General features: G+C 57.9%; 16 protein-coding genes. 10 read left to right on the top strand and 6 right to left on the bottom strand.

Annotated features, from left to right (window positions below; all coding sequences use genetic code 11):
* Positions 1-13 precede the first annotated feature (13 nt).
* The 3 genes from TU82_RS20250 to TU82_RS28095 all read right to left on the bottom strand — a co-directional run bounded on the left by TU82_RS20250 (position 14) and on the right by TU82_RS28095 (position 3,586).
* A complete protein-coding gene (locus tag TU82_RS20250; RefSeq protein WP_057724994.1) occupies positions 14-1,234 on the bottom strand; it encodes a M24 family metallopeptidase in 1,221 nt (406 codons plus the stop codon).
* Positions 1,235-1,346: 112 nt separating this feature from the next.
* Positions 1,347-2,804 (bottom strand): 4-hydroxyphenylacetate 3-hydroxylase family protein, encoded by a 1,458-nt coding sequence (locus TU82_RS20245; protein ID WP_173667480.1) that lies wholly within the window; start codon positions 2,802-2,804, stop codon positions 1,347-1,349.
* A 476-nt stretch (positions 2,805-3,280) separates the two neighbouring features.
* The gene (locus TU82_RS28095) at positions 3,281-3,586 is read right to left on the bottom strand and encodes a hypothetical protein (RefSeq protein WP_072024054.1); all 306 of its coding nucleotides are present in this window, start codon (positions 3,584-3,586) and stop codon (positions 3,281-3,283) included.
* A gap of 1,050 nt (positions 3,587-4,636) precedes the next feature.
* Here TU82_RS28095 and TU82_RS20240 point away from each other — a divergent pair.
* From TU82_RS20240 to TU82_RS20200, 9 genes are all read left to right on the top strand, one after another.
* A complete protein-coding gene (locus TU82_RS20240) occupies positions 4,637-5,062 on the top strand; it encodes an HPF/RaiA family ribosome-associated protein (RefSeq protein WP_057724993.1) in 426 nt (141 codons plus the stop codon).
* Positions 5,063-5,073: 11 nt separating this feature from the next.
* A complete protein-coding gene (locus TU82_RS20235; RefSeq protein WP_057724992.1) occupies positions 5,074-6,201 on the top strand; it encodes a baeRF3 domain-containing protein in 1,128 nt (375 codons plus the stop codon).
* 97 nt (positions 6,202-6,298) lie between these two features.
* Positions 6,299-7,942, top strand: coding sequence for a malate dehydrogenase (quinone) (gene mqo / locus TU82_RS20230; RefSeq protein WP_057724991.1), 1,644 nt, complete (start codon positions 6,299-6,301; stop codon positions 7,940-7,942).
* Between the two features lie 8 nt (positions 7,943-7,950).
* Positions 7,951-8,808, top strand: a complete 858-nt coding sequence (locus TU82_RS20225) for an MBL fold metallo-hydrolase (protein WP_057725059.1) — start codon at positions 7,951-7,953, stop codon at positions 8,806-8,808.
* A 178-nt stretch (positions 8,809-8,986) separates the two neighbouring features.
* Positions 8,987-9,985: a GTP 3',8-cyclase MoaA gene (moaA, locus tag TU82_RS20220; RefSeq protein ID WP_057724990.1), complete on the top strand. Its 999-nt coding sequence runs from the start codon at positions 8,987-8,989 to the stop codon at positions 9,983-9,985.
* A gap of 233 nt (positions 9,986-10,218) precedes the next feature.
* Positions 10,219-11,115: a LysR family transcriptional regulator gene (locus TU82_RS20215; protein ID WP_057724989.1), complete on the top strand. Its 897-nt coding sequence runs from the start codon at positions 10,219-10,221 to the stop codon at positions 11,113-11,115.
* Positions 11,116-11,318: 203 nt separating this feature from the next.
* Positions 11,319-12,011, top strand: coding sequence for a MerR family transcriptional regulator (locus TU82_RS20210; protein ID WP_057724988.1), 693 nt, complete (start codon positions 11,319-11,321; stop codon positions 12,009-12,011).
* On the top strand, positions 12,008-12,415 hold the full coding sequence (locus TU82_RS20205) for a PIN-like domain-containing protein (RefSeq protein ID WP_057724987.1): 408 nt from the start codon (positions 12,008-12,010) through the stop codon (positions 12,413-12,415). The genes TU82_RS20210 and TU82_RS20205 overlap by 4 nt, the downstream gene beginning before the upstream one ends.
* Before the next feature lie 120 nt (positions 12,416-12,535).
* Positions 12,536-13,975, top strand: a complete 1,440-nt coding sequence (locus tag TU82_RS20200) for an ArnT family glycosyltransferase (RefSeq protein ID WP_057724986.1) — start codon at positions 12,536-12,538, stop codon at positions 13,973-13,975.
* Between the two features lie 15 nt (positions 13,976-13,990).
* Here the strand turns inward: TU82_RS20200 and TU82_RS20195 are convergent, their stop codons facing one another.
* Positions 13,991-14,479, bottom strand: a complete 489-nt coding sequence (locus TU82_RS20195; RefSeq protein ID WP_057724985.1) for a TIGR00645 family protein — start codon at positions 14,477-14,479, stop codon at positions 13,991-13,993.
* A 165-nt stretch (positions 14,480-14,644) separates the two neighbouring features.
* Here TU82_RS20195 and TU82_RS20190 point away from each other — a divergent pair, with 165 nt between their 5' ends.
* A complete protein-coding gene (locus TU82_RS20190; RefSeq protein ID WP_057724984.1) occupies positions 14,645-16,465 on the top strand; it encodes a hypothetical protein in 1,821 nt (606 codons plus the stop codon).
* 6 nt (positions 16,466-16,471) lie between these two features.
* Here TU82_RS20190 and TU82_RS20185 read toward each other — a convergent pair whose 3' ends face one another.
* The gene (locus tag TU82_RS20185) at positions 16,472-16,789 is read right to left on the bottom strand and encodes a PA4575 family protein (RefSeq protein WP_057724983.1); all 318 of its coding nucleotides are present in this window, start codon (positions 16,787-16,789) and stop codon (positions 16,472-16,474) included.
* Positions 16,790-17,105: 316 nt separating this feature from the next.
* Positions 17,106-19,544: a Lon protease family protein gene (locus TU82_RS20180; protein ID WP_057724982.1), complete on the bottom strand. Its 2,439-nt coding sequence runs from the start codon at positions 19,542-19,544 to the stop codon at positions 17,106-17,108.
* Positions 19,545-19,762: the final 218 nt, after the last annotated feature.

Below are 19,762 nucleotides of genomic sequence, written 5' to 3'. Positions count from 1 at the left end.
CTCCCTTCATTTCCTATCGAAACGATGACGTAGCGATAATCCCAAGCTCGGGACACGGATCCATGGTCAGAAAAGTGTTGCCCTCGACACCGATGAGTAATGGATCCTCAAGGTGCAAGGCTCCCAGGCCGAACTCGTAATAAGGCGTCTCTACTGAGATCACCATGCCCTGCTCAACCAGCGCGTCTTCGCCAGGGGCCAGGATCGGCCGCTCATAGGCCTCGTGGCCTATGCCATGCCCGACGTGATGACGCCTGTACTCAGGAAATCCGTTGCTTCTCACGCATTCCATGGTCATGTTGAAGACGTCCTTGCCGGACATCCCGGGCCTGATCAACCGCGCTGCGTGGAGCATCCCTTCACGCAACGCGACATAGCGCCGAGCTGTCGCATCGGTGACGTCACCATAGGCGTAGACCCTCGCCAAGTCTGCCCAGAACCCTTGATATCGAGTGTTGGAGTCGAACCAGAGCAGGTCGCCACGCTGCAAGGTAATGTCTGTCCGCTGTTGGCGCTGCCCGCCGACAGCGTCACGACCAATCTTAATCATCGTTAGCTCAGGGCGGCCGCCAAGGTCGACTACGGCGGACTCGAAGATCTTGCCGATTTGCACCTCGCTGATGCCCACATGCACCGCGTCTGTCACCTGCTTGATCGCCGCTTCGTTACAGCGGGCCGCCAAGGTCAGCATCTCGACCTCATAAGGGGTCTTGACTCGGCGTATCTGTCGGATCAGTGCTGATGCCAGAACGAGAGTGTCTCGACCGAACTGTTCCTGCATTGAGGTCAGGGTGGAGTGGGCAATGCCGTCCTCGTCACAACCGACCCGGGTCGACGGCGTGAGACCCAATTCTTGCAACAGAGAAAAAAGCGCCTGCTGGGCATTCGAGTGACGAGCCGAGTTGCTGGTCCATGTATGAATGGCGACTTCGTCCCCGCGCAACACGCTGGCATCGGGTAACTCGCGATAGAAAGTACCGTAGGTGTGAACGAGGCCTATGGGGGTTTTAGACTCGGTAATCTGATCGCACTCTCCACAAGAATGCACGATATGCACAACATCTGGACGCTGGCGACAAATGACGAGATAGCACTCGCCATAATAAGGATTTAATTCCTTGATCACAGGCCTGACACCCGTGAAATAGTTGATATTTTCGCGAGTGGACACTAACAACATATCAATATCTTGCGAATCCAAGACACTGGAGAGTTTGCCAAGATTATAAATCACGAACAGTCAGCTCCTTTGACTTCAAATATCATGCAACCGACGACACAGGCATACATAAGACTGAAAACTTAACATAATATTACTATCAGGCCGACCACCCTATATACACGAGCTAGTGATTGCCTTTAAGCGCACGCTCCACCGAATCCGACATGGCTTGCTTGTTGTAATTGCTGTAGTGCGCAGCAGCAATACGCATGGGATCGCCAGCATGGTAGGTTTCATAGATCATTTGACGCTGACCAAAACCATCGCCGCTTACATCCCAGGCCAAGTTGAGTAACTTGCCCCTGTCCAACGGTGACAAAAACGGATTTTGCAACGCCTGTTGCAGGCATGCTTCGTTCTCATTATGAAAGTCATCACCGTGCGGCACGGCCAGCATTGAGCCCGCCGCTAGAGACTGAACTGTCTGCAACATTTTCTGGTACCACTTCGGAAAATGACAGCGAATTGCCTGGATCGCGTGAATACTTGGGTTACACACGCCTTCGGCGTCAACTTGAGCTTCGAGTTCAGAGAGTATTACGGCGCCGCGGATAAGCTCATAGGCGGTGGTCAGTTCCCCCAGTTGCTCTTGGACATTAATGTAGGAGGAAAGACCTAGATTGCGAGCAAGACTGTCCGCAACGCCAATCAGCAACTCGGCCTTGGCTAACCCTCGGACAACCCCTTGGTGACCAGTATGATGGCGGGTGCGAGTCACGTCGTAGAACTGATTGGATTTGGCAATGTCACGAAAGATGAACACATCAGACCAAGGAATACGCACCTGATCAAACACCAGATAGGCGTCTATCTCATCCATTTTGCTCGACAGCGGATAGTCGAACTCAGAAGATTCGGGGTGCGCTAGGCTCTTGCGACAAATAATCCTCAATCCATGCGAATCGGTCGGGACAGCGAACGCCAGCGCATAATCGGCGTCATGCTCAGTCAGTCCGGGCATGTTGAAGATCAGTAATTGATCAGCGATGGGAGCAAGGGTCACAATCATTTTGGCACCGCTGACTTCGATCCCCTGATCACTGACGTTTACGCATTTGACGCCAGCGTACAGGTTGGACTGAAGCCCCATGGGCTTGGAACGATCAATCTGCGGGTTGATGGCACCGTGACCGACGAACAAATGCTCTTTGGCGCAACGGTCATAGAAATCGATAATATTGGCTGAGTAATCCGCATATTCATCACGCCCGAAGAACGTTGCATGAGAACACATAGCGCTCAACCCGGCATTGATAAAATCGGGAGTTCGCCCCAACATCCCGAATGAACTATCAGCCACTTTTTTATAAGCATTACGTTTGCGTGCTAGATCATCGACAGTATTTGGAACCATCAAGCTTATTGCGGCAGGACTGCCCTTGTAATCGAAGTGAAAGTCTGGACCTTCCAACATATCGTAATAGGACAGTGTATTGTCAATAGCCCCCTGAAACGCAGGCTCTTGGAGAACATTATTTACTTTCCTACCATTCAACCAAATGTTTCGAGGCGCGGCCAAACGCTTGAGATATGCATCCCTAGGATTACTCATAACTTTCCCTGTCATTAAAATCTCATGCATAAAAAGCTACTGAGATTTGGACCGTCTGTAAACCCCCCAAAAAACACTTAGGACTCAGTCAACACTGTGAGCCTTCAACCCGCTCATTTAAGACATTGATTTACATTGACAAAAAATCGATTCAGCAGCGATTAAAATCTCACTCCTTTTTTTGAAAGAATCTCTCTTGAGCACTCACCTCATTTACGCACTTTTTTCACCCTATTGGTGCATCCTGAGGTCAGGATTTGCACCATTTAAGCGCAGAGCAAGGAAAGTTCTTTGAAGTATTTCGTATTTTTTCGTAGAACGCTCAAAGGCACTGTCAAATTGTATTAATGCAGAGCCACCTTGAATCAGGTTATTCTCCGAGTCACATCTCGATAGCGGTGGCCCCCAATGAGCGCACCAATAATATCCATATAAAGATCATCGTCCCTCCCAAAAAGGTGCGGCACCATTTCAAAGAGGCGCTGGCATTCTATTCAACTCAACCATCAAGCTTTGTGCCTTCTGCAGCGAATCAACCCTGCTGTTAATTCATAGTAGTAGACGGTCGCTGGTGCTGAGCATCGCAGGTACTGCTTCACAAACCATCTCACAGTAGCCCACAGCGTTTTTTGCAGGTCCTGCAAGGTATTACTGGTCTGAGGGGCTGTGGCCTTGCGCCCAGGCTTCTTCTTTAGCGACTTAGGCTCTGGGGTGACAGGACTTTCGCTGGACGAAAAACGAGCGCGTGCCTGATTGAGCGCTTCTTCAGCAAGACTGCTGGCGGTCTGTTCGGCACCCTTTAGATCCGTCATGGACTACTTCCTACATTCGACGCAGATGAATTGCGTGGTAAAAATTGAAAAACCCGACCATAAAGGGTCAAGCGAAGATTGCCCGCATGATTACGGGTCACCACACCTTTCGTCTGAGTTGTAACCACCAAGAGAACGCGTACCACCTCGCAAGGCAGTGAGTGCCTTGAATCGAGGTCAGTCCAGCGGGCTTGCGAGGCATCAAGAAAGCTCGTCGCGATTTAAACGGTATTCCAATTGGTATTCCAACCAAAAAAATCAAGCTGAAATTCACTCAACAAATCAACAGCCTACTTAGCCAATTCAACTTCCCCCGGCCCACCAATTCGAAGCATCGACAAAACCCGCCTAGTGCGGGTTTTGTTGTTTCTGGGGGTTTAAAAGCACGGCGGACGTGTCTTCAGAATTTTCCCACAAAAAGCAGCGCCATCGATGAACTCCCCCTTCCCCCCCCCACCCCGCTAACCTCCCCCAGTCGCTGCAAAATCAGCGCCCGGGTTTAGCAGCTCGGTTAATATCAAGGCCTACAACGCCACCCTCCATTCAAGCGATGCTTTCAGCATCCGCTGGATTGCGTTATGGCGGCTGTGCGTGGGGCACCTTCGGGTGCGCTGGGTTCCTTGATTCCTGGTCTGCTAACCCGCGTACAGTCGCCACCCTTTTCGTTTAAAAGCGTCCAGCACCGAATATCCGCGCCCTGTGCCCAGGTTCCAGATACTGACGCCGCGGCGTTCCTGCAACGCTTCGAGCGCGCGAATACGGCCCAGGGCCATCATCCAGCGCGCTGATGGACCTGATGCGCGGCCGGCCGTGCTTGCGGTGGTTCACCGACGCTCGACCCTCGCCAGCTTCGACCGGGTGCTGGTGATCGAAAGATGATCCAGAACCACTGGTTCCCGAGCGCCGCGCTGTGCCTGGCCGTGAAGTGTGCCGTTGATCGGCCTGCGCCGTTTGCCGAACGAACGGGGGCGAATGGCCTCGGTTCGAACCTTACATAGCCGTTGGCGCCCAGGGGCGAACCTACTTTTCAGGACAGAAGAGGAATTAACCATGCTGGTACAGGTAGACACTAATCACATTGAAGGCAGCGCCGATCTTCAGGCCTGGGTGGGCAGTACGGTGGTGGATGAGCTGGAGCGTTACACCTCGGTGCTGACCCGCGTGGAAATCCATGTGGGGGACGTGAATGCGCAGAAATCCGGTCCCCAAGACAAACGTTGCCAGATCGAAGTGCGCCCCAAGGGCCACAGTTCGCTGTCCGTCACCCATCAGGCGGAAAGCCTGGAGCTGGCCGTCGCTGGCGCCGCTCGGAAAATCCACCATGCGCTTGAGCATCTGCTGGGACGGCTGTCACCCAAAGTCGAGTCCACCGGGCATCTGACGGCGCCCCCGGTCCAGGAGGAATCTTCCGCGCAGATCGACGCGTTGCTCGAAGACGATTTTCTGGCCAAGCAGGCTGATCTGGACAAACACTGAGGAGGTTTCCCATGGTCTCAGTTCAAACCTTTACACGTGACACCCTGGACACGCTCCTGGCCCTGGCGGATCGCACCAACCTGAGTGTCTACATGCCCGCCCAGCAAACGTTCCCTGAACGTACGCAAAACCCGATTCGCTTGAAGAATCTCATCAAAGACCTCGAAGGCCTGCTGACCGATCAAGCGCAGGCCGAGACGCTGCTTGCGCCGTTTCATGACCTGGTCGCCGACACAGAGTTCTGGAATAGCTGTCCGCCTTCGATCGCGATCTTTGGCGGCGCTGAGCATTTTCTGGTGGTGGGGTTGCATCGGCCGGTTCAAGAGATCGCCATCGTCAACCGCCACCCTTACCTCAGGCCCTTGCTGCGCCAGGTGCCGATGACCGAGCGCTACCAGGCGCTGTGCCTGACGCGGGACAGCGTGCAGATTTATGAGGGGGCCGGGCAGACGCTGCAGGAAATCGAGTTGCCGGAAGCGGTCCCCACCTCCCAGGCCGATGCCTTGGGCGATCAACTGACCTCCCGCGATCAGCAAGGCCACCCTGATGGGTTCAGTGGCGCGGGCGAGCGCGGCGATCCGATGATGCACGAGTCTGGCGGCGGCGGTAAGCAGGACGAAGTGAACCTGGACCGCGAGCGGTTCTTTCGTGCCGTCGACAAAACGATCACCGAGCACTGTTCGCGCGTCTGCAAACTGCCGTTGGTGCTGGTGGCGCTGCCGGAGAACCAGGCCGTGTTCAGGGCGCTCAGCCACAACCCTTTCCTGCTGGCGGACGGCGTTCGTACCGACCCCGCCACGCTGTCGCCAGCCGAGTTGGCGCAAGCCTGTACCGCCGTCATGAGCAAGCGCTGCGAGGATTCGCTGAACACGGCGTTTGATCGATTTGGCGTGGCCGTGGGCCAGCGGCTTTACGTCTCGCGGCTGGTGGACATCGAGCATGCGACGCTGGAGGGCCGAGTGGCGTTGTTGCTGGTGGAGGCCGACGGCAGCGAGGCAGGCGCCCAGGTCGCCGAGGAAGACGCAGCGCTGGACGAGCTGATCCTGGCCGTTATCCGCCAGGGCGGTGAAGTGGTGGTCGTGCCTGCCGAGCGCTCGATGCCCACCGACAGCCGTGCGGCGGCGGTATTGCGTTACTGAGGCGCACGGGCTTTTTACTCAGCAGGAGCGCGACCATGGCAAAAGCGATGGAGATTCGGGCCTAAATGAAAACCGACCGTTGTGTCTTGGAGGCAATATGAGCAACCCGACACTCAAAGGAGCACTGACCGCCCTGGCCCTGTCGCTGGGCATTTCGCACGCGTACGCCGCCGAAACCAAGCGCGTCGATGTGATGCTGGTGGGAGGCGGGATCATGAGTTCGACCCTGGCGGTGTGGCTCAGTGAACTGGAGCCGGGTTGGTCGATGGAGATGGTCGAGCGATTGGACAAGGTTGCGGAGGAAAGCTCCAACGGCTGGAACAATGCCGGCACCGGCCACTCGGCGCTCGCCGAGCTGAACTACACCCCGGAAAAAGACGGCAGGATTGATATCACCAAGGCCGTCGAAATCAACGAAGCATTCCAGATCACCCGACAGTTCCTGGCCTGGCAAGTGAAAACCGGGGTGCTGCACAACCCGCGCTCGTTTATCAACTCCACGCCGCACATGAGTTTTGTGTGGGGCGACGACAACATCCGTTTCCTGAAAAAACGCTATGAGGCGTTGCAGGCCAGCCCACTGTTCCGGCCGATGCAATATTCCGAAGACCCGGAACAGATCAAGCAATGGGTGCCACTGATGATGGAAGGCCGCGACCCGGCGCAAAAAATCGCCGCGACCTGGACACCCATCGGCACTGACGTCAACTTCGGCGAAATCACCCGGCAGTTCGTCAGCCACCTGCAAGCCCGGCAGAACTTCGCCCTCAGGCTGTCGACGGAAGTGCGCGACATTACGCGCAACGAGGACGGTTCCTGGCACGTTGAATACAAAAACCTCAAGGACGGTACGACCGGCGCCACCGATGCGAAATTCCTGTTCATCGGGGCGGGCGGCGCGGCGTTGCCGTTGCTGCAGAAGTCGGGCATCGAGGAAGCCAAGGACTACGCCGGCTTCCCGGTGGGCGGTTCTTTCCTGGTGACCGACAATGCGGCGGTGGCCGAGCGGCACATGGCCAAGGCCTACGGCATTGCCTCCACAGGCGCGCCGCCGATGTCGGTGCCGCACCTGGACACCCGTGTACTTGATGGCAAACGGATGATCCTGTTTGGCCCGTTTGCGACGTTTTCCACCAAGTTCCTCAAGGAAGGCTCGTACTTCGATCTGGCGGCCAGCATGACGTTGCACAATATCTGGCCAATGATGCGCGTCGGCGTGCGTGAGTTCGACCTGGTGCAGTACCTGGCCGGCCAATTGATGCAATCGGACGATGATCGTTTCGATGCGCTGAAAGCGTATTTTCCCACTGCCAAAAAGGAAGACTGGCGTTTGTGGCAGGCCGGGCAGCGCGTACAGATCATCAAGAAGGATGAAGACAAGGGCGGCGTGCTCAAGCTGGGTACCGAGGTGGTGGCATCGCAGGACGGCAGCATCGCCGGGTTGCTGGGCGCTTCGCCGGGGGCTTCGACGGCGGCGCCCATCATGCTCGACCTGATGCAGAAGGTGTTCAAGGACAAGCTGGCGAGCGCGCCCTGGCAGGACAAGTTGCGCCAGATCGTGCCCAGCTATGGCACGCACTTGAATGAACATCCCGACAAAGTCATGGAAGAATGGCGCTACACCAGCGAGCTGCTGCAACTGACGCCGCCGCCGGACATCGACCGTCAACCCGGCGCCAAACCCGCTATTGATCCGATCAAGCAGCCGCACGTAGATACCGACCCGGATCTGAACCTATGACCCAGGGCCTGCGTGTGCATCATCTCAATTGCGGGTGCATGTGCCCGTTGGGCGGCGTCCTGTTCGATGGCTACAGCCGCGGCCTCACCGCCTCGGTGGTGTGCCATTGCCTGCTGATCGAGACCGCCACCAATGGCCTGATCCTGGTGGACACCGGTTTCGGCCGGCAGGACGTCGAGCACCCAGAACGCCTGAGCCGGTTTTTCAGGACGTTCAATAACATTCAGTTGGAGCGCCGTTATACCGCCATCGAGCAACTATGCCGCTTGGGTTTCAGCCCCAACGATGTCCGCCACATCCTGCTCACCCACTTGGATTTCGATCATGCCGGTGGCCTGCAGGACTTCCCGAATGCGCGCGTGCACGTGATGCATCAGGAACTCAATCACGCAACGCTGGCGAATGGCTGGATCGAACGACGACGCTTCCTGCCCGCGCAATGGCGTGATGTTTCGGGTTGGCAACTGTATGCGCCGCAGGGCGACACATGGTTCGGTTTCGACTCGGTGCGGGCCTTGGTAGGTGCCCAGGAAGAAGACATTCTGCTGGTGCCCTTGCGTGGACACACAGCCGGTCACGCCGGCATTGCCATTCGCACCGCCGAGGGTTGGAAACTGCATGCCGGCGATGCCTACTTTCACCATGACGAAGTGCATCTAGCCAAACGCCGGTGCCCGCCCGGCATGCGCTTCTACCAGACGATGATGGACACCGACCGCCAGGCGCGCCTGCATAACCAGCAGCGCTTACGCCAATTGGCCGCCGATGGTGGCGCGGCAGTGGACATATTCTGCAGCCACGACGCACGTGAACTGCAACAGGCGCTGAATGGCAGCGACGGCGAGGCCAGACGATCTAAAACATAGCCAGGTAATGGGCCGCTGGATTGCCGGTTGCCAACCCGGTTTATCGCTCATAGATTGCGTCGATCAGCCGGTTGTTAATAGCGATTAGACGCCAGCTGGAAACAGCTCTAGCCTTGCCTCAAATACACTCCTATAGAAGCGCCCGGGGTCTATGCCCGACGCCGCCGCGAGGTTTCTCATGACCGATCAAATCCTGATGGATAGCTTTTCCCGCCGGGTCGACTACCTCAGGATGTCCGTCACTGACCGTTGCGATTTCCGTTGTGTGTATTGCATGGCCGAGGACATGGAGTTCCTGCCGCGCCAGCAGATTCTGTCGCTGGAAGAGCTGTATCAACTGGCACAGAGTTTCGTCGCGCTGGGCACGCGCAAGATCCGGCTGACCGGCGGCGAGCCCTTGGTTCGTCAGGGCGTGGTGGAGCTGTGCCGACGCATCGCCGCACTCCCCGGTCTGCGCGAGTTGTGCATGACCACCAACGGTTCGCAACTGGGCAAGCTCGCCGCGCCGTTGTTCGATGCCGGGCTCAAGCGCTTGAATATCAGCCTCGACAGCCTGGACCCCACGCGCTTTCGTGAACTGACGCGCACCGGTGATCTGGCCAAGGTGATCGCCGGTATCGATGCCGCGAATGCCGCAGGTTTTGAGCACACCAAGCTCAATTGCGTGGTAATGAAAGGTCGCAATGACCATGAGATCAACGACCTGGTGGCCTTTGCCATCGACCGTGGTCTGGATATGTCCTTTATCGAAGAAATGCCGCTGGGCGTGATCAGCGAACACAGCCGTGCCGAGGCGTTTTATTCCAGTGCGCAGGTGCGTGAGCGTATTGCTGAACGCTATACCTTGATCGACTCTGCGGAGTCGACGCAGGGGCCTGCGCGTTACTGGCGTCTGGCGGAGGCGCCGCATATTCGCCTGGGCTTTATTTCGCCCCACAGTCACAACTTCTGCGGCACCTGCAACCGTGTGCGCCTGACGGTTGAAGGCCGGTTGCTGCTGTGCCTGGGCAACGAGCATTCGGTCGATCTCAAGGCGGTGCTGCGGCGCTATCCGGGCGAGCCGAAACGCCTGGAGAGTGCCATTGTCGAGTCGATGAAACTTAAGCCGTATCGGCATAACTTCACCCTCGACGATGAAGTGCAGGTGGTGCGCTTCATGAACATGACGGGCGGTTGATCGATCCGGTTTCAAACCATTGCCATCCTGCGCACGGCAGAGCTGCCGCCCGTCCTTCAAGCCATCGACTGTGTACTGAACTGAAAAATGCCTGTCTAATCGTCACGGCGGACCGAGCTATCGAGCATTTCTATCAGTGTCTGGCGGCCGGTTATCGAGCGCGTTGGCCAGTTCTTCGGAACAGGTGATCGCGCTCTGACAGACCTTTCACTTCTTCCCTGGCAGGCACCTTGATGGACATAAAACAACTCAAATTCCTGATTGCGCTGGAGCAGACTCGTCACTTCGGCCAGGCGGCTGCGCGCTGCCATATCACCCAGCCGACGTTGTCGATGCGCCTGCGCAATCTGGAGGAGGAGTTGGGTCTGGAGCTGGTCACCCGGGGCCAGCGTTTCGAAGGCTTTACCGAGGCTGGTGAACGCGTGCTGGCGTGGGCCAGGACCTTGCTCGCCGCCCATGACGGGTTGTTCGCCGAAGCGGCCGCGTGTCGCGGCCAGTTGGTGGGCAACTTGCGCCTGGGCCTGGTGCCGCTCAGCGGGTTCAGCCCGATCAGCTATATCCAGAGCCTGTCCCACACCTTTCCCGAGCTCAAGTTCAGCCTGACGTCCATGAGTTCGGACAACATCATCGAAGCGCTGGGCACCAATCAACTGGATCTGGGTGTGTGTTACCTGGACCACGTTAACGCCAACTACCTGGACTTTTTCGAACTGGGCGAGACCCGTGTCGGCCTGCTGTACGACACCCGTCACTTCCATTTCGAAGGCAGCGAAATGAGTTGGGAAGACGCCGCGCAATTGCCCCTGGGAATGATCAGCACGGGCATGCACTATCGAAAGTCCATTGACCTGAGCTTCCGCAGCCGCGGTCTCGATCCTCAGCCCATACTCGAAAGCGACTCAACCTACCAACTGTTCCAGGCGATCCACGAAGGCTTCTGCTGCGCGATCATGCCGCTGGACAGCGGCCTGGAAAGCCCGATCGAGAACCTTGCGTTCATCAACCTGCCGGACGCCAGCGTGCTCGCGCCACTGGGTATGGTGATGCGCAAGACCGAACCGCGCTCGGCCATTGCTGAGAAGTGTTTTGCTGAGGCCAAGCGATTATTTGCTGCCAAGGTTTCAGACTAGCGCGTAGCAACAGAACGCCGATCAAGCCGATTTGCCTTTGAGTAAGCATCAGAAAGCTCCTACAAGTTGGCTTGCATCAGGTGAACTGGCGTGGAATGAATTGTACGGATACGCTTCAGACCACAGCTCGTCTGCCCAAGGTTGAACGAGATCACCTGAGCCACCAGACTTCACCGCTCGACTCAATGACAAGGAGGCCATCCATGCAAACGACTGTTTCGCCCAGCCCCCTTGTAGGGGTGGGCCTTTACACGCCTGGCGAGGCGTCGTTATACACCGGCATTCCTACCGCAGATATACGTCGTTGGCTCTTCGGCTACAGCGCCAATGGCGTTGAGCATGCAGGGCTCTGGCAATCGGAACTGTCAAACGTGGACGATTGCATTCTTGGTTTCCATGACCTGCTCGAAATTCGCTTCGTACATGCATTTCGCCAGCACGGGCTGAGCTTGCAGGCCATCCGCAATGCGTCACGCCAGGCTAGCGAGCTGTTCGGTCAGCCCTATCCGTTCACCTGCAAACGGTTCCAAACAGACGGTCGTAGCATTTTCGCCACTGTTCTGGATGAAACAGGTGACGAGACACTGCTGGACCTGCTCAAAAAACAATACGCGTTCAAACAAATCATTAAACCTTCGCTGTATGAAGGGATCGATTACTCCGGCAAAGGTTCGGCGCAACGCTGGTACCCGGTCAAACGTAGCAAAGCGGTAGTGCTGGACCCAGCCAGAAATTTTGGTAAGCCAGTACTGACAGGGGCCGGCATTGATACCGCTGCCATTTTCTGTGCCTATGAGGCAGAAGGACGTGATACCAGGCGCGTCGCCATGCTCTATGAGATTCCAACGGTTGCGGTAAAAGCCGCTGTGGAGTTCGAGCAAAGGAATGCTGCTTGAACTTCCTGTTGGATCACAACCTCCCACCCGCACTGGCACGCGCCCTGAACGAACTTTCGAAAGTTCACGAACACGGCGTGTTTCCGCTCAAGGATAAATTCCCCCAAAATACCAGTGATATAACCTGGATATCAGCTCTGCGTGAAGAGGGTGGCTGGGTAGTGATCTCCCAGGATCGATTTAAGAAAGGGCATGCGGAGAAGAAGGCATTTCGAGACTGCGCACTTCCTGTTTTCTGTCTGGCGAAACATTGGAGCGGTGAAAGCTATTGGAGCAAGGCGCACAATCTGGTGCGTTGGTGGCCCGCCATCATGCAACAAGCGGAGCTGATACGTGGAGGGGCGGCTTTCAGTGTTCCTTGGCGTTTCTCTGCTCCGGGAAAATTTGAACAGATCAAACTGTAAAGTCTCTCACCTGACCGCACAAAACCCCACACTCGTTCACGAACCGTTAAGAAACCCCTCCCTATACTAGCCGGCAGCCATGCCCGCTCCCCCGAGCGGTCCCCTGCCCGGTAGCCTTCAATGACGCGTCCTGTTCCTCTGCTGCTCCTGCTCGTTGGTCTGCTGTTTTTCTTCGCCCTTGGCAACCATGAACTGCAAGGCTCCACCGAGGCCCGCGTCTCAGGGATCGCCATGGCCATGCACCTGGACAATGACTGGGTGGTGCCGCGTCTGTTTCGCGAGCCGTTCCTGGAGAAACCGCCCCTGAGCCTTTGGCTGGATGCCGGGGCGATTCGCCTGTTTGGCGCGAGCACCGGCGCGGTGCGCTTGGCGTCGGCGTTTGCCGGGTTGTTCAGTGTGATGCTGCTCTACGGGATGTTGCGCCGGTTTGGGCGGCCCACCACGCTGGCGTTCAGCGCCGCGTTGGTCCTGGCGACCATGGCCAGCTATTGGGGCAATGTGCGCGGGGTGGGTGAGGATTCATTGCTCAGCCTGGGCGTGACCGCAGCGTTGCTTGGGTTTTATCAGGCAATGCGCCCGGAGGCCGAGCGCCAGGGCTCTGCCGTTTGGGCATGGGTGTTGTTCACAGTGGGGATGGTCATCGCCACGTTGAGCAAAGGTGTGCTGGGCCTGGCGATGCCGGGGATTGTGATCTTTGTTTATCTGGCCTGCACCAGCCTGATGGATAAGCGCTTGCGCGTGGGCGACTGGCTCAAGCCGGCGCTCTTCACGCTGCTGGCGTTGGTGCCGCTGCTGATCTGGCTGGGGTTTCTGTTTCAGCGCGGCGGTATGCAGGCGGTCGGTGAAGTGCTGTGGACCAACAGCGTCGGGCGCTTCAGCGGCTCGTTCGTCGAGGCCGGGCATTACGAGCCGTTCTATTACTACCTGGTCAAACTGCCTGAGGCGTTCCTGCCGTGGAATATCCTGGTGTACCTGGGCCTGTGGCACTTTCGAAAAAGCCTGGTGCGCAACCGCTACCGCCTGTTTTTCAGCGTGTGGCTGGTGGCGCAGTTCACCCTGCTGACCCTGGCCTCGAGTAAACGCACCGTCTATTTAATGGCGCTGACCCCGGCGGCCGCCGTACTGGCCGCGGAATATGCGCGGGTGTTGCTGGACTGGGTCAAACAACACAAACCTGCGATCTACCGCTACCACCGGCACGTCATCGGCGGTGTATTTATGCTGGCCATCGCCTGCTACCTCAGCGCCGCGTTCTGGTTCGCGCCCAAAGCCGATGTGCGCCAGTCATTCGTGCCCGTGATCAGCCAGGTGCAGACGCTGCAGGACGAAGGTAAAGAGGTGGCGCTGTTCCAACCCAATGAGCGGATCGCCGGCGCCAGTGTGTTCTATCTGCGCGCGTATTTGCCGATTCTGCAGACCGAACCCCAATTGCGCGCCTTTCTCAGCGCCAAACCCGGCAACGTTGCGCTGCTGGATCATACCGACCGGCTCAATGAGAAAGTCACCGTGATCAAGCACATGACGATCAACCGCCAGCCCTACTATTTCGTCGAGCAGTAAGGCCGGCGCGGGTCATCAGTGTTTGGTCAGCTTGTCCAGGTAACCCATGGCAAACGCCGAGACCACGAAGGTCATGTGGATGATCACGTACCACATCAGGTGTTGCGGATCGACGTTCTTGGCGTCCATGAAGATGCGCAGCAGGTGGATGGAGGAAATCGCCACGATGGAGGCCGCCACTTTCATCTTCAGCGACGAAGAGTCCATGGTGCCCAGCCAGTTGAGCTTTTCCTTGTTTTCATCGATATCCAGTTGCGAGACGAAGTTCTCGTAGCCGGAAATCATCACCATCACCAGCAGGCCACCGACCAGGGCCATGTCGATCAGCGACAGCAGCAGCAGGATCACCTCCGACTCCAGCAAGCTGAAAATATTGGGAATCACGTGAATTATTTCCTGGAAAAACTTGATCGCCAGGATCAGCAATCCCAGGGATAAACCCAGGTAGATCGGTGCCAGCAGCCAGCGCGCGGCATACATCGTGTTTTCGATAAAGCGTTCCATTGAATCTCACACAGCGTGGCTAAAAATGGTGCCGAGTATACCAGTGGCTGCCCGGCGCCTGTCACCGCGAGAAAACTGCGCCAGGTGGCATCTGTAAGAAGATTTTTCTGCTAGTGTCGAGAGCATTCACTCGGCTTGATGATGTCGGACAGGAAAACTCAGATAATGGATGTGCGATCCCCTTTGGCCACGCTAGGCCTGTGCGCGGCGTTGCTGATGGCCAGCGGCTGCTCCCCCAAAGAAGAGCAGAAGCAGGCCACCCTCGAAGAGAAAACCACGAAGTTCGAACAGTCCCTGGACGGCATCCAGGACCCCAAGCTGCGCGACGTCATCGCCGACCTCGGCGGTTCGCTGCTGTTGCTGGAACGTGCGCGCATCAAGCTCGAGACCAAGCCCGTCGAAGCCGAATACGGCGAGGACAGCCTGGCCCTGCTCAAGCATTACCCAAGCCCCCAGGCCTTGGTGGACACCTATATCAACGGCCTGTTCGTCCTGCGCAGGGCTTCCCACTCCGACTACCTGACGGATTTGCAGCCGGTCTTCCCGTTTGCGTTCAACGCTCCCGAGCAATTCCCCTTCCCCCATGGCCTGGAGTGGGAGTCGGTGACCTTGAGCAACAATAAAGTCATTCCCTTCCAGCCGGAGTGGTCGGAAACCGACCCCGGTATCCAGCTCAGCCCCAGCAGCTCCAACCTGACCAACCCCGACGACCTGACGGTGACCTACCCGTTCATCGAGGGCATCGAGACGGAAAACAAGAGCCAGCCGCAGCCCGTCAGCCTTAAAGGCACGATTGAAGTCGCCGCGCCGGGCAGAGTGCTGACCTTCGACCTGTCAAAGAAAGACGTCGGCCATTCACGCACCGAGGGCAATATCAGCCTCAAGCTGTTGTCGCTGGACAAGAATTACGCCGAAATCGAACTGACCAACAGCGAGCCTTTGGCCGCCGAGCTGGGCGACGACTCGCCCAACCCGTTGCTGGTACAGGCCCGGGACGGTACCGGGCAATTTCTCACCCGCTCAGGCTCCATCAACGAAAGCGCCGCGCAAGTGGCGTTCTATGAGAAACAGCTGGCGCAGATGCAACAACAGAAGGCCTGGTCCGAAGCATTGGACAAACAACTCACCGACGCGCAAAAAGCCTTCGAACACACGCAGAACAGCCATTACGCCAAGGTGTATTTCAACGGTTTGATCGACACCCTGCAGGTCAACGTGCTGGACTTTTCCAAGGCCACCGTAACCCGCAAGGCCCTGGACCTGCCGGTGATGCGCTTCGACAAAAACAGCCTGCAACAGAGCGTGCAACCCTTGCCGATGCCGGTCACGGTGTATGACGACGATGCCGCCAGTTGGCTCAAAGACGCGTCGATGACTGAAGAACAGCTGAAAAACAGCGTCACCATCAGCCAATCAACCGAAGACGCCAGTGCCGCGAAGATCGTGTTCGACCACCCTTTCACCTTCAATGACGATCTGGTCGGCGCCGAGCGCAACAACAGCGCCGCGCCCATCACCTTTTTCACCACAGACGATAAGGGCGAGCGCGGCGAACCCATCGAGCTGCCGACCGAGGCCTTTGAGCTGAACGCAGCCAGCGGCACGCTGACCTATGATCTGAACCTGTTTCCGGAAACCCCGGCGTTTGTGGTCGGCTCGGTGCCCTTGTTTCTCGCCACCATCGAAAAGGCCTCGATTGACGTCGGAAAACTGCCCAAGGGCCTGTCGCTCAAGGACAACGCGCTGATCGTCGACCAGCAAGCGTTTCCCGCCGACAGCTGGCGCTTCTACGCCAAGGACGCGAGCGGCAACTACCTCAAAGAAATTCTCGGCGTGAGCCACCGCGCCGAGGAATACGGGACGGCGCTGTTCGATGTGCATTATTTTTACGGCCAGCCGACCACCCTGGAAAGCTACCAGCGCACCGACCTCAACACCGTGCAATATGGCTTCGAGGTCAAGCTGGACAAACCTGAAGGCAAATAACCCGGATCACAGGGCCAACCGCTCCTGGCCGCCGTTGAGTTGGCGCAGATGGGCTTGCAGGTGCAGGCACCAGATTTGTGGCTCGTCCAACTGCTCGTAACCGTGCAGGGTCAGGCTGTCGACGATGGACGCCAACATGGTTTGCGCCACGAGCGGCCCGTGAAACGGGCCTTGAGACTTGACGGTGGAAGGCTGCTCACCCGACATGCCGGCGGCAAATAGCAACATCCACAGCCCGTTCTCCCCGGCGAGGGGGCGGATGGAGCATTCGATACGGGTTTGCAAGCCCAGGCACTGGCGGGTAAGGCAAAGGTTGCGCGACATGGCGGCGACCCTCGGTAGATCGGTGTTCAGCCCCGGCGCAAAGGCGAGGCTGTTTCTATCCTGCGACTCCTGTGGATATCCCTGATATGGAGAATAGAAGAAAACCGCGACAAACCAAGGTTGTAAGGACCAACGGGCGCCGGCCCGAGAGAGTGGAGTCAATTTTGTGGCGTAAGCAGTTCCAAATGTGGGAGGGGGCTTGCCCCCGATAGCAGTGTGTCAGTCTCAGTATTCTTGACTGATCCACCGCTATCGGGGGCAAGTCGAATCGTCGCACCGCCCCTCCCACATTTTTGATCCCATCAAGCTCCAGGGATCAGGTGGGCTTGGCTTCAGCTAAAGCCTGCTGCGCCAGTTCCTTCTCCGCCTCCTTCAAATCTTCCTCGCTGATCATTTCGGCAATCGCGCGCAAACGCTCCACCACCCGCGCATTGACCGTACCTTCCGGAAACTGCCCTTCGGCATCCGGCTCACCGGCATCCTCGCCCACCAGCAGACTCAACGCTTCATCCGCCTGGCGCACCGCATAGATATGGAATTGCCCGGCGCGCACGGCCTGCAAGACCTTCTCGTCGAGCATCAGTGTGGCCACGTTGGCCTTGGGAATGATCGCGCCCTGTTCACCGGTCAAGCCGCGGGCTTCGCACAGACGGAAGAAGCCTTCGATTTTCTCGTTGACCCCACCTACTGCCTGCACTTCGCCAAACTGGTTGATCGAGCCGGTGATGGCAAAGCACTGTTTGAGCGGCGTCTTCGACAACGCCGAGATCAAGGTGCAGGCCTCGCCCAGGGAAGCACTGTCGCCATCCACATAACCGTAGGACTGTTCCAGCGCGATGCTGGCCGAGATCGCCAGCGGGAATTCCTGCGCGTAACGGCTGCCCAGGTAACCGGTGAGGATCATCACACCCTTGGAGTGAATCGGCTGGCCGAGGTTGACCTCACGTTCGATGTCGACAATACCGCTGCCGCCGGGGTACACCGTGGCGGAAATCCGCGCCGGTACGCCAAACGCCGAATCCCCCACCTCCAGCACCGTCAGCCCGTTGCACTTGCCGACGGCGGCGCCGGCGGTGTCGATGAGGATCACCCCGGCGAGCATGTCGTCGAGAATCCGCGCCGACACGCGGCCGGTGCGCGTGGCCTTGGCCTTGAGCGCGCGCTCGATATGCCCGGCATCGGTCATTTCATCGCCCGCCAGGTGACGAATAAAGTCCGCCTCACTGACCAACTGGAACAAATCACCAATGCGCGCCGACAACCGGCCCTGATGTTCGGCCAGACGTGCGCTGTAAGTCGCCAGCCGCGCCACGGCATCCGACGTCAGCGGCGCCATGCCTTCTTCCGAGGTGCGGGTCTTGAGCAACTGGGCGAACTGCTCCAGGCTTTCGTCGACCATCGGGATGTCTTCGTCGAAGTCCACCAGCACCCGGAACATTTCCTGGAAGTCCGGATCGGCGTCCTGCAACGCGTAGTACAACTGGCGCGAACCGATGATGATCACCTTGACCTGCAACGGAATCATCTGCGGGTTGAGGGTCACGGTGGCCAGGCGGCCGAGTTCGCCCAGGGGCGACTCCATTTTCAGCTTGCGCGATTGCAGGGAACGCTTGAGCGCATCCCACACGAATGGCTCGCTGAGCATTTTTTCCGCTTCAAGAATCAGGAAGCCACCGTTGGCACGGTGCAACGCCCCCGGACGCAGCTGGCGATAGGTGGTGTAGAGCGCGCCCTGGTCGGTGCTGTATTCGATACGGCCGAACAGGTTGTCGTAGGTCGGGTGCGGTTCAAACACTACCGGCGCACCGCCGTTGACCGAATGCCCCACCACCAGGCTCGGGCAGTATTGCTCCTCGAGCAGCTTGCGCGCCTGGGCGTCGGTCTTGGCGTCGTCGACCAATTGCTCGACCACGGTCTTGAGCAGATACACCTGCACGGCCTGCAGGTAGCCGCAGACGGCGGCGTTTTCCGCGTACTTTTCCGACAGTGGCGCAAGCAGAGGTTGCAGGGCCAAGGTGATGGTTTCTTCGTTGAACTGGCGCAGTTGGTTGTTCGACTCACGCTTCCACTGCGGCAGGCTCGCCAACTCTTCGTTGAGGCGCTCTTCCAGTTCGGAAATATCGGTGTGGAAGCGCTCGCGATCGGCTTCCGGCAGTTGCGAGAACTCCGCTTCGTCCAGGGCCTTGCCGTCAAGCATCGGCGTGAAGGCAATGTTTGAGCTGTCGCGGTACAGCGCCACGTCTTTTTCCAGGGCCAGGCGCTCGATCACGTCCAGGGCCTTGTCGTAGCGCTGGTTGAACGCACGGTCGATGGCGCTTTTGCGCTGTTGATACGTCGGGTGCTCGAACACCGCCGGAAAGGTCGCCACCAGGTTGTCGACCAGCGCGTTGATATCGGCGATGAACGCTGCGGCGCCGCCGCCGGGCAATTCCAGGGCGCGCGGTTCGCGCGGCTCGTCGAAATTATTCACATAAACCCAGTCCGACGGGGTCTGCAGGCGTTTGCCTTCGGCCTTCAGGTAACGTTTGACGAATGAAAAGCGGCCGGTACCGGGCTCACCCATGACAAACACGTTGTAACCGGGGCGTGGCATCGCCACACCGAACTGCAAGGCTTCAACCGCACGTTCCTGGCCAAGCACACCGCGAAAGGGCTCCAAATCATTGGTGGTCGAGAAGCTGAACTGTTCAGCGGAGAAAGGGCGAGTCAGCGCTTCGGGCGCTAGACGCAAGCTGGCAGCAACAGGATCAGGCATCGGGCTTCCTTACATCAGGCGGGGCAGATGGGGGCATTCTGGCTCTCGGTTGCGCGCTCTGGCAAGGCGCGCTGTTGGGAAAGCATAGCCACGGTGCGCGCCCTACAAAAAAATCGTTCAAGACTGAATGTTTTATAAAAACTCACGGAACCCATGGAACGTGCCTAAACTCCAAACTGCGCGGGTTGGACTAATAACTGGCCCCTAGGGTGCTGCGA

It is taken from the genome of Pseudomonas orientalis, from assembly GCF_001439815.1.
In the GTDB taxonomy this organism is placed as follows: Bacteria; Pseudomonadota; Gammaproteobacteria; order Pseudomonadales; family Pseudomonadaceae; genus Aquipseudomonas; species Aquipseudomonas orientalis.
This window is presented reverse-complemented; position numbering and strand designations above follow the sequence as displayed.

What these genes read in the sequence shown, in the direction of transcription:
- TU82_RS20245 (WP_173667480.1), bottom strand. Translation starts at nt 2,804, where the DNA reads ATGCATGAGATTTTAATGACAGGGAAAGTTATGAGTAATCCTAGGGAT.
- TU82_RS28095 (WP_072024054.1), bottom strand. Translation starts at nt 3,586, where the DNA reads ATGACGGATCTAAAGGGTGCCGAACAGACCGCCAGCAGTCTTGCTGAA.
- TU82_RS20240 (WP_057724993.1), top strand. Translation starts at nt 4,637, where the DNA reads ATGCTGGTACAGGTAGACACTAATCACATTGAAGGCAGCGCCGATCTT.
- TU82_RS20235 (WP_057724992.1), top strand. Translation starts at nt 5,074, where the DNA reads ATGGTCTCAGTTCAAACCTTTACACGTGACACCCTGGACACGCTCCTG.
- mqo (WP_057724991.1), top strand. Translation starts at nt 6,299, where the DNA reads ATGAGCAACCCGACACTCAAAGGAGCACTGACCGCCCTGGCCCTGTCG.
- moaA (WP_057724990.1), top strand. Translation starts at nt 8,987, where the DNA reads ATGACCGATCAAATCCTGATGGATAGCTTTTCCCGCCGGGTCGACTAC.
- TU82_RS20215 (WP_057724989.1), top strand. Translation starts at nt 10,219, where the DNA reads ATGGACATAAAACAACTCAAATTCCTGATTGCGCTGGAGCAGACTCGT.
- TU82_RS20210 (WP_057724988.1), top strand. Translation starts at nt 11,319, where the DNA reads ATGCAAACGACTGTTTCGCCCAGCCCCCTTGTAGGGGTGGGCCTTTAC.
- TU82_RS20200 (WP_057724986.1), top strand. Translation starts at nt 12,536, where the DNA reads ATGACGCGTCCTGTTCCTCTGCTGCTCCTGCTCGTTGGTCTGCTGTTT.
- TU82_RS20195 (WP_057724985.1), bottom strand. Translation starts at nt 14,479, where the DNA reads ATGGAACGCTTTATCGAAAACACGATGTATGCCGCGCGCTGGCTGCTG.
- TU82_RS20190 (WP_057724984.1), top strand. Translation starts at nt 14,645, where the DNA reads ATGGATGTGCGATCCCCTTTGGCCACGCTAGGCCTGTGCGCGGCGTTG.
- TU82_RS20185 (WP_057724983.1), bottom strand. Translation starts at nt 16,789, where the DNA reads ATGTCGCGCAACCTTTGCCTTACCCGCCAGTGCCTGGGCTTGCAAACC.
- TU82_RS20180 (WP_057724982.1), bottom strand. Translation starts at nt 19,544, where the DNA reads ATGCCTGATCCTGTTGCTGCCAGCTTGCGTCTAGCGCCCGAAGCGCTG.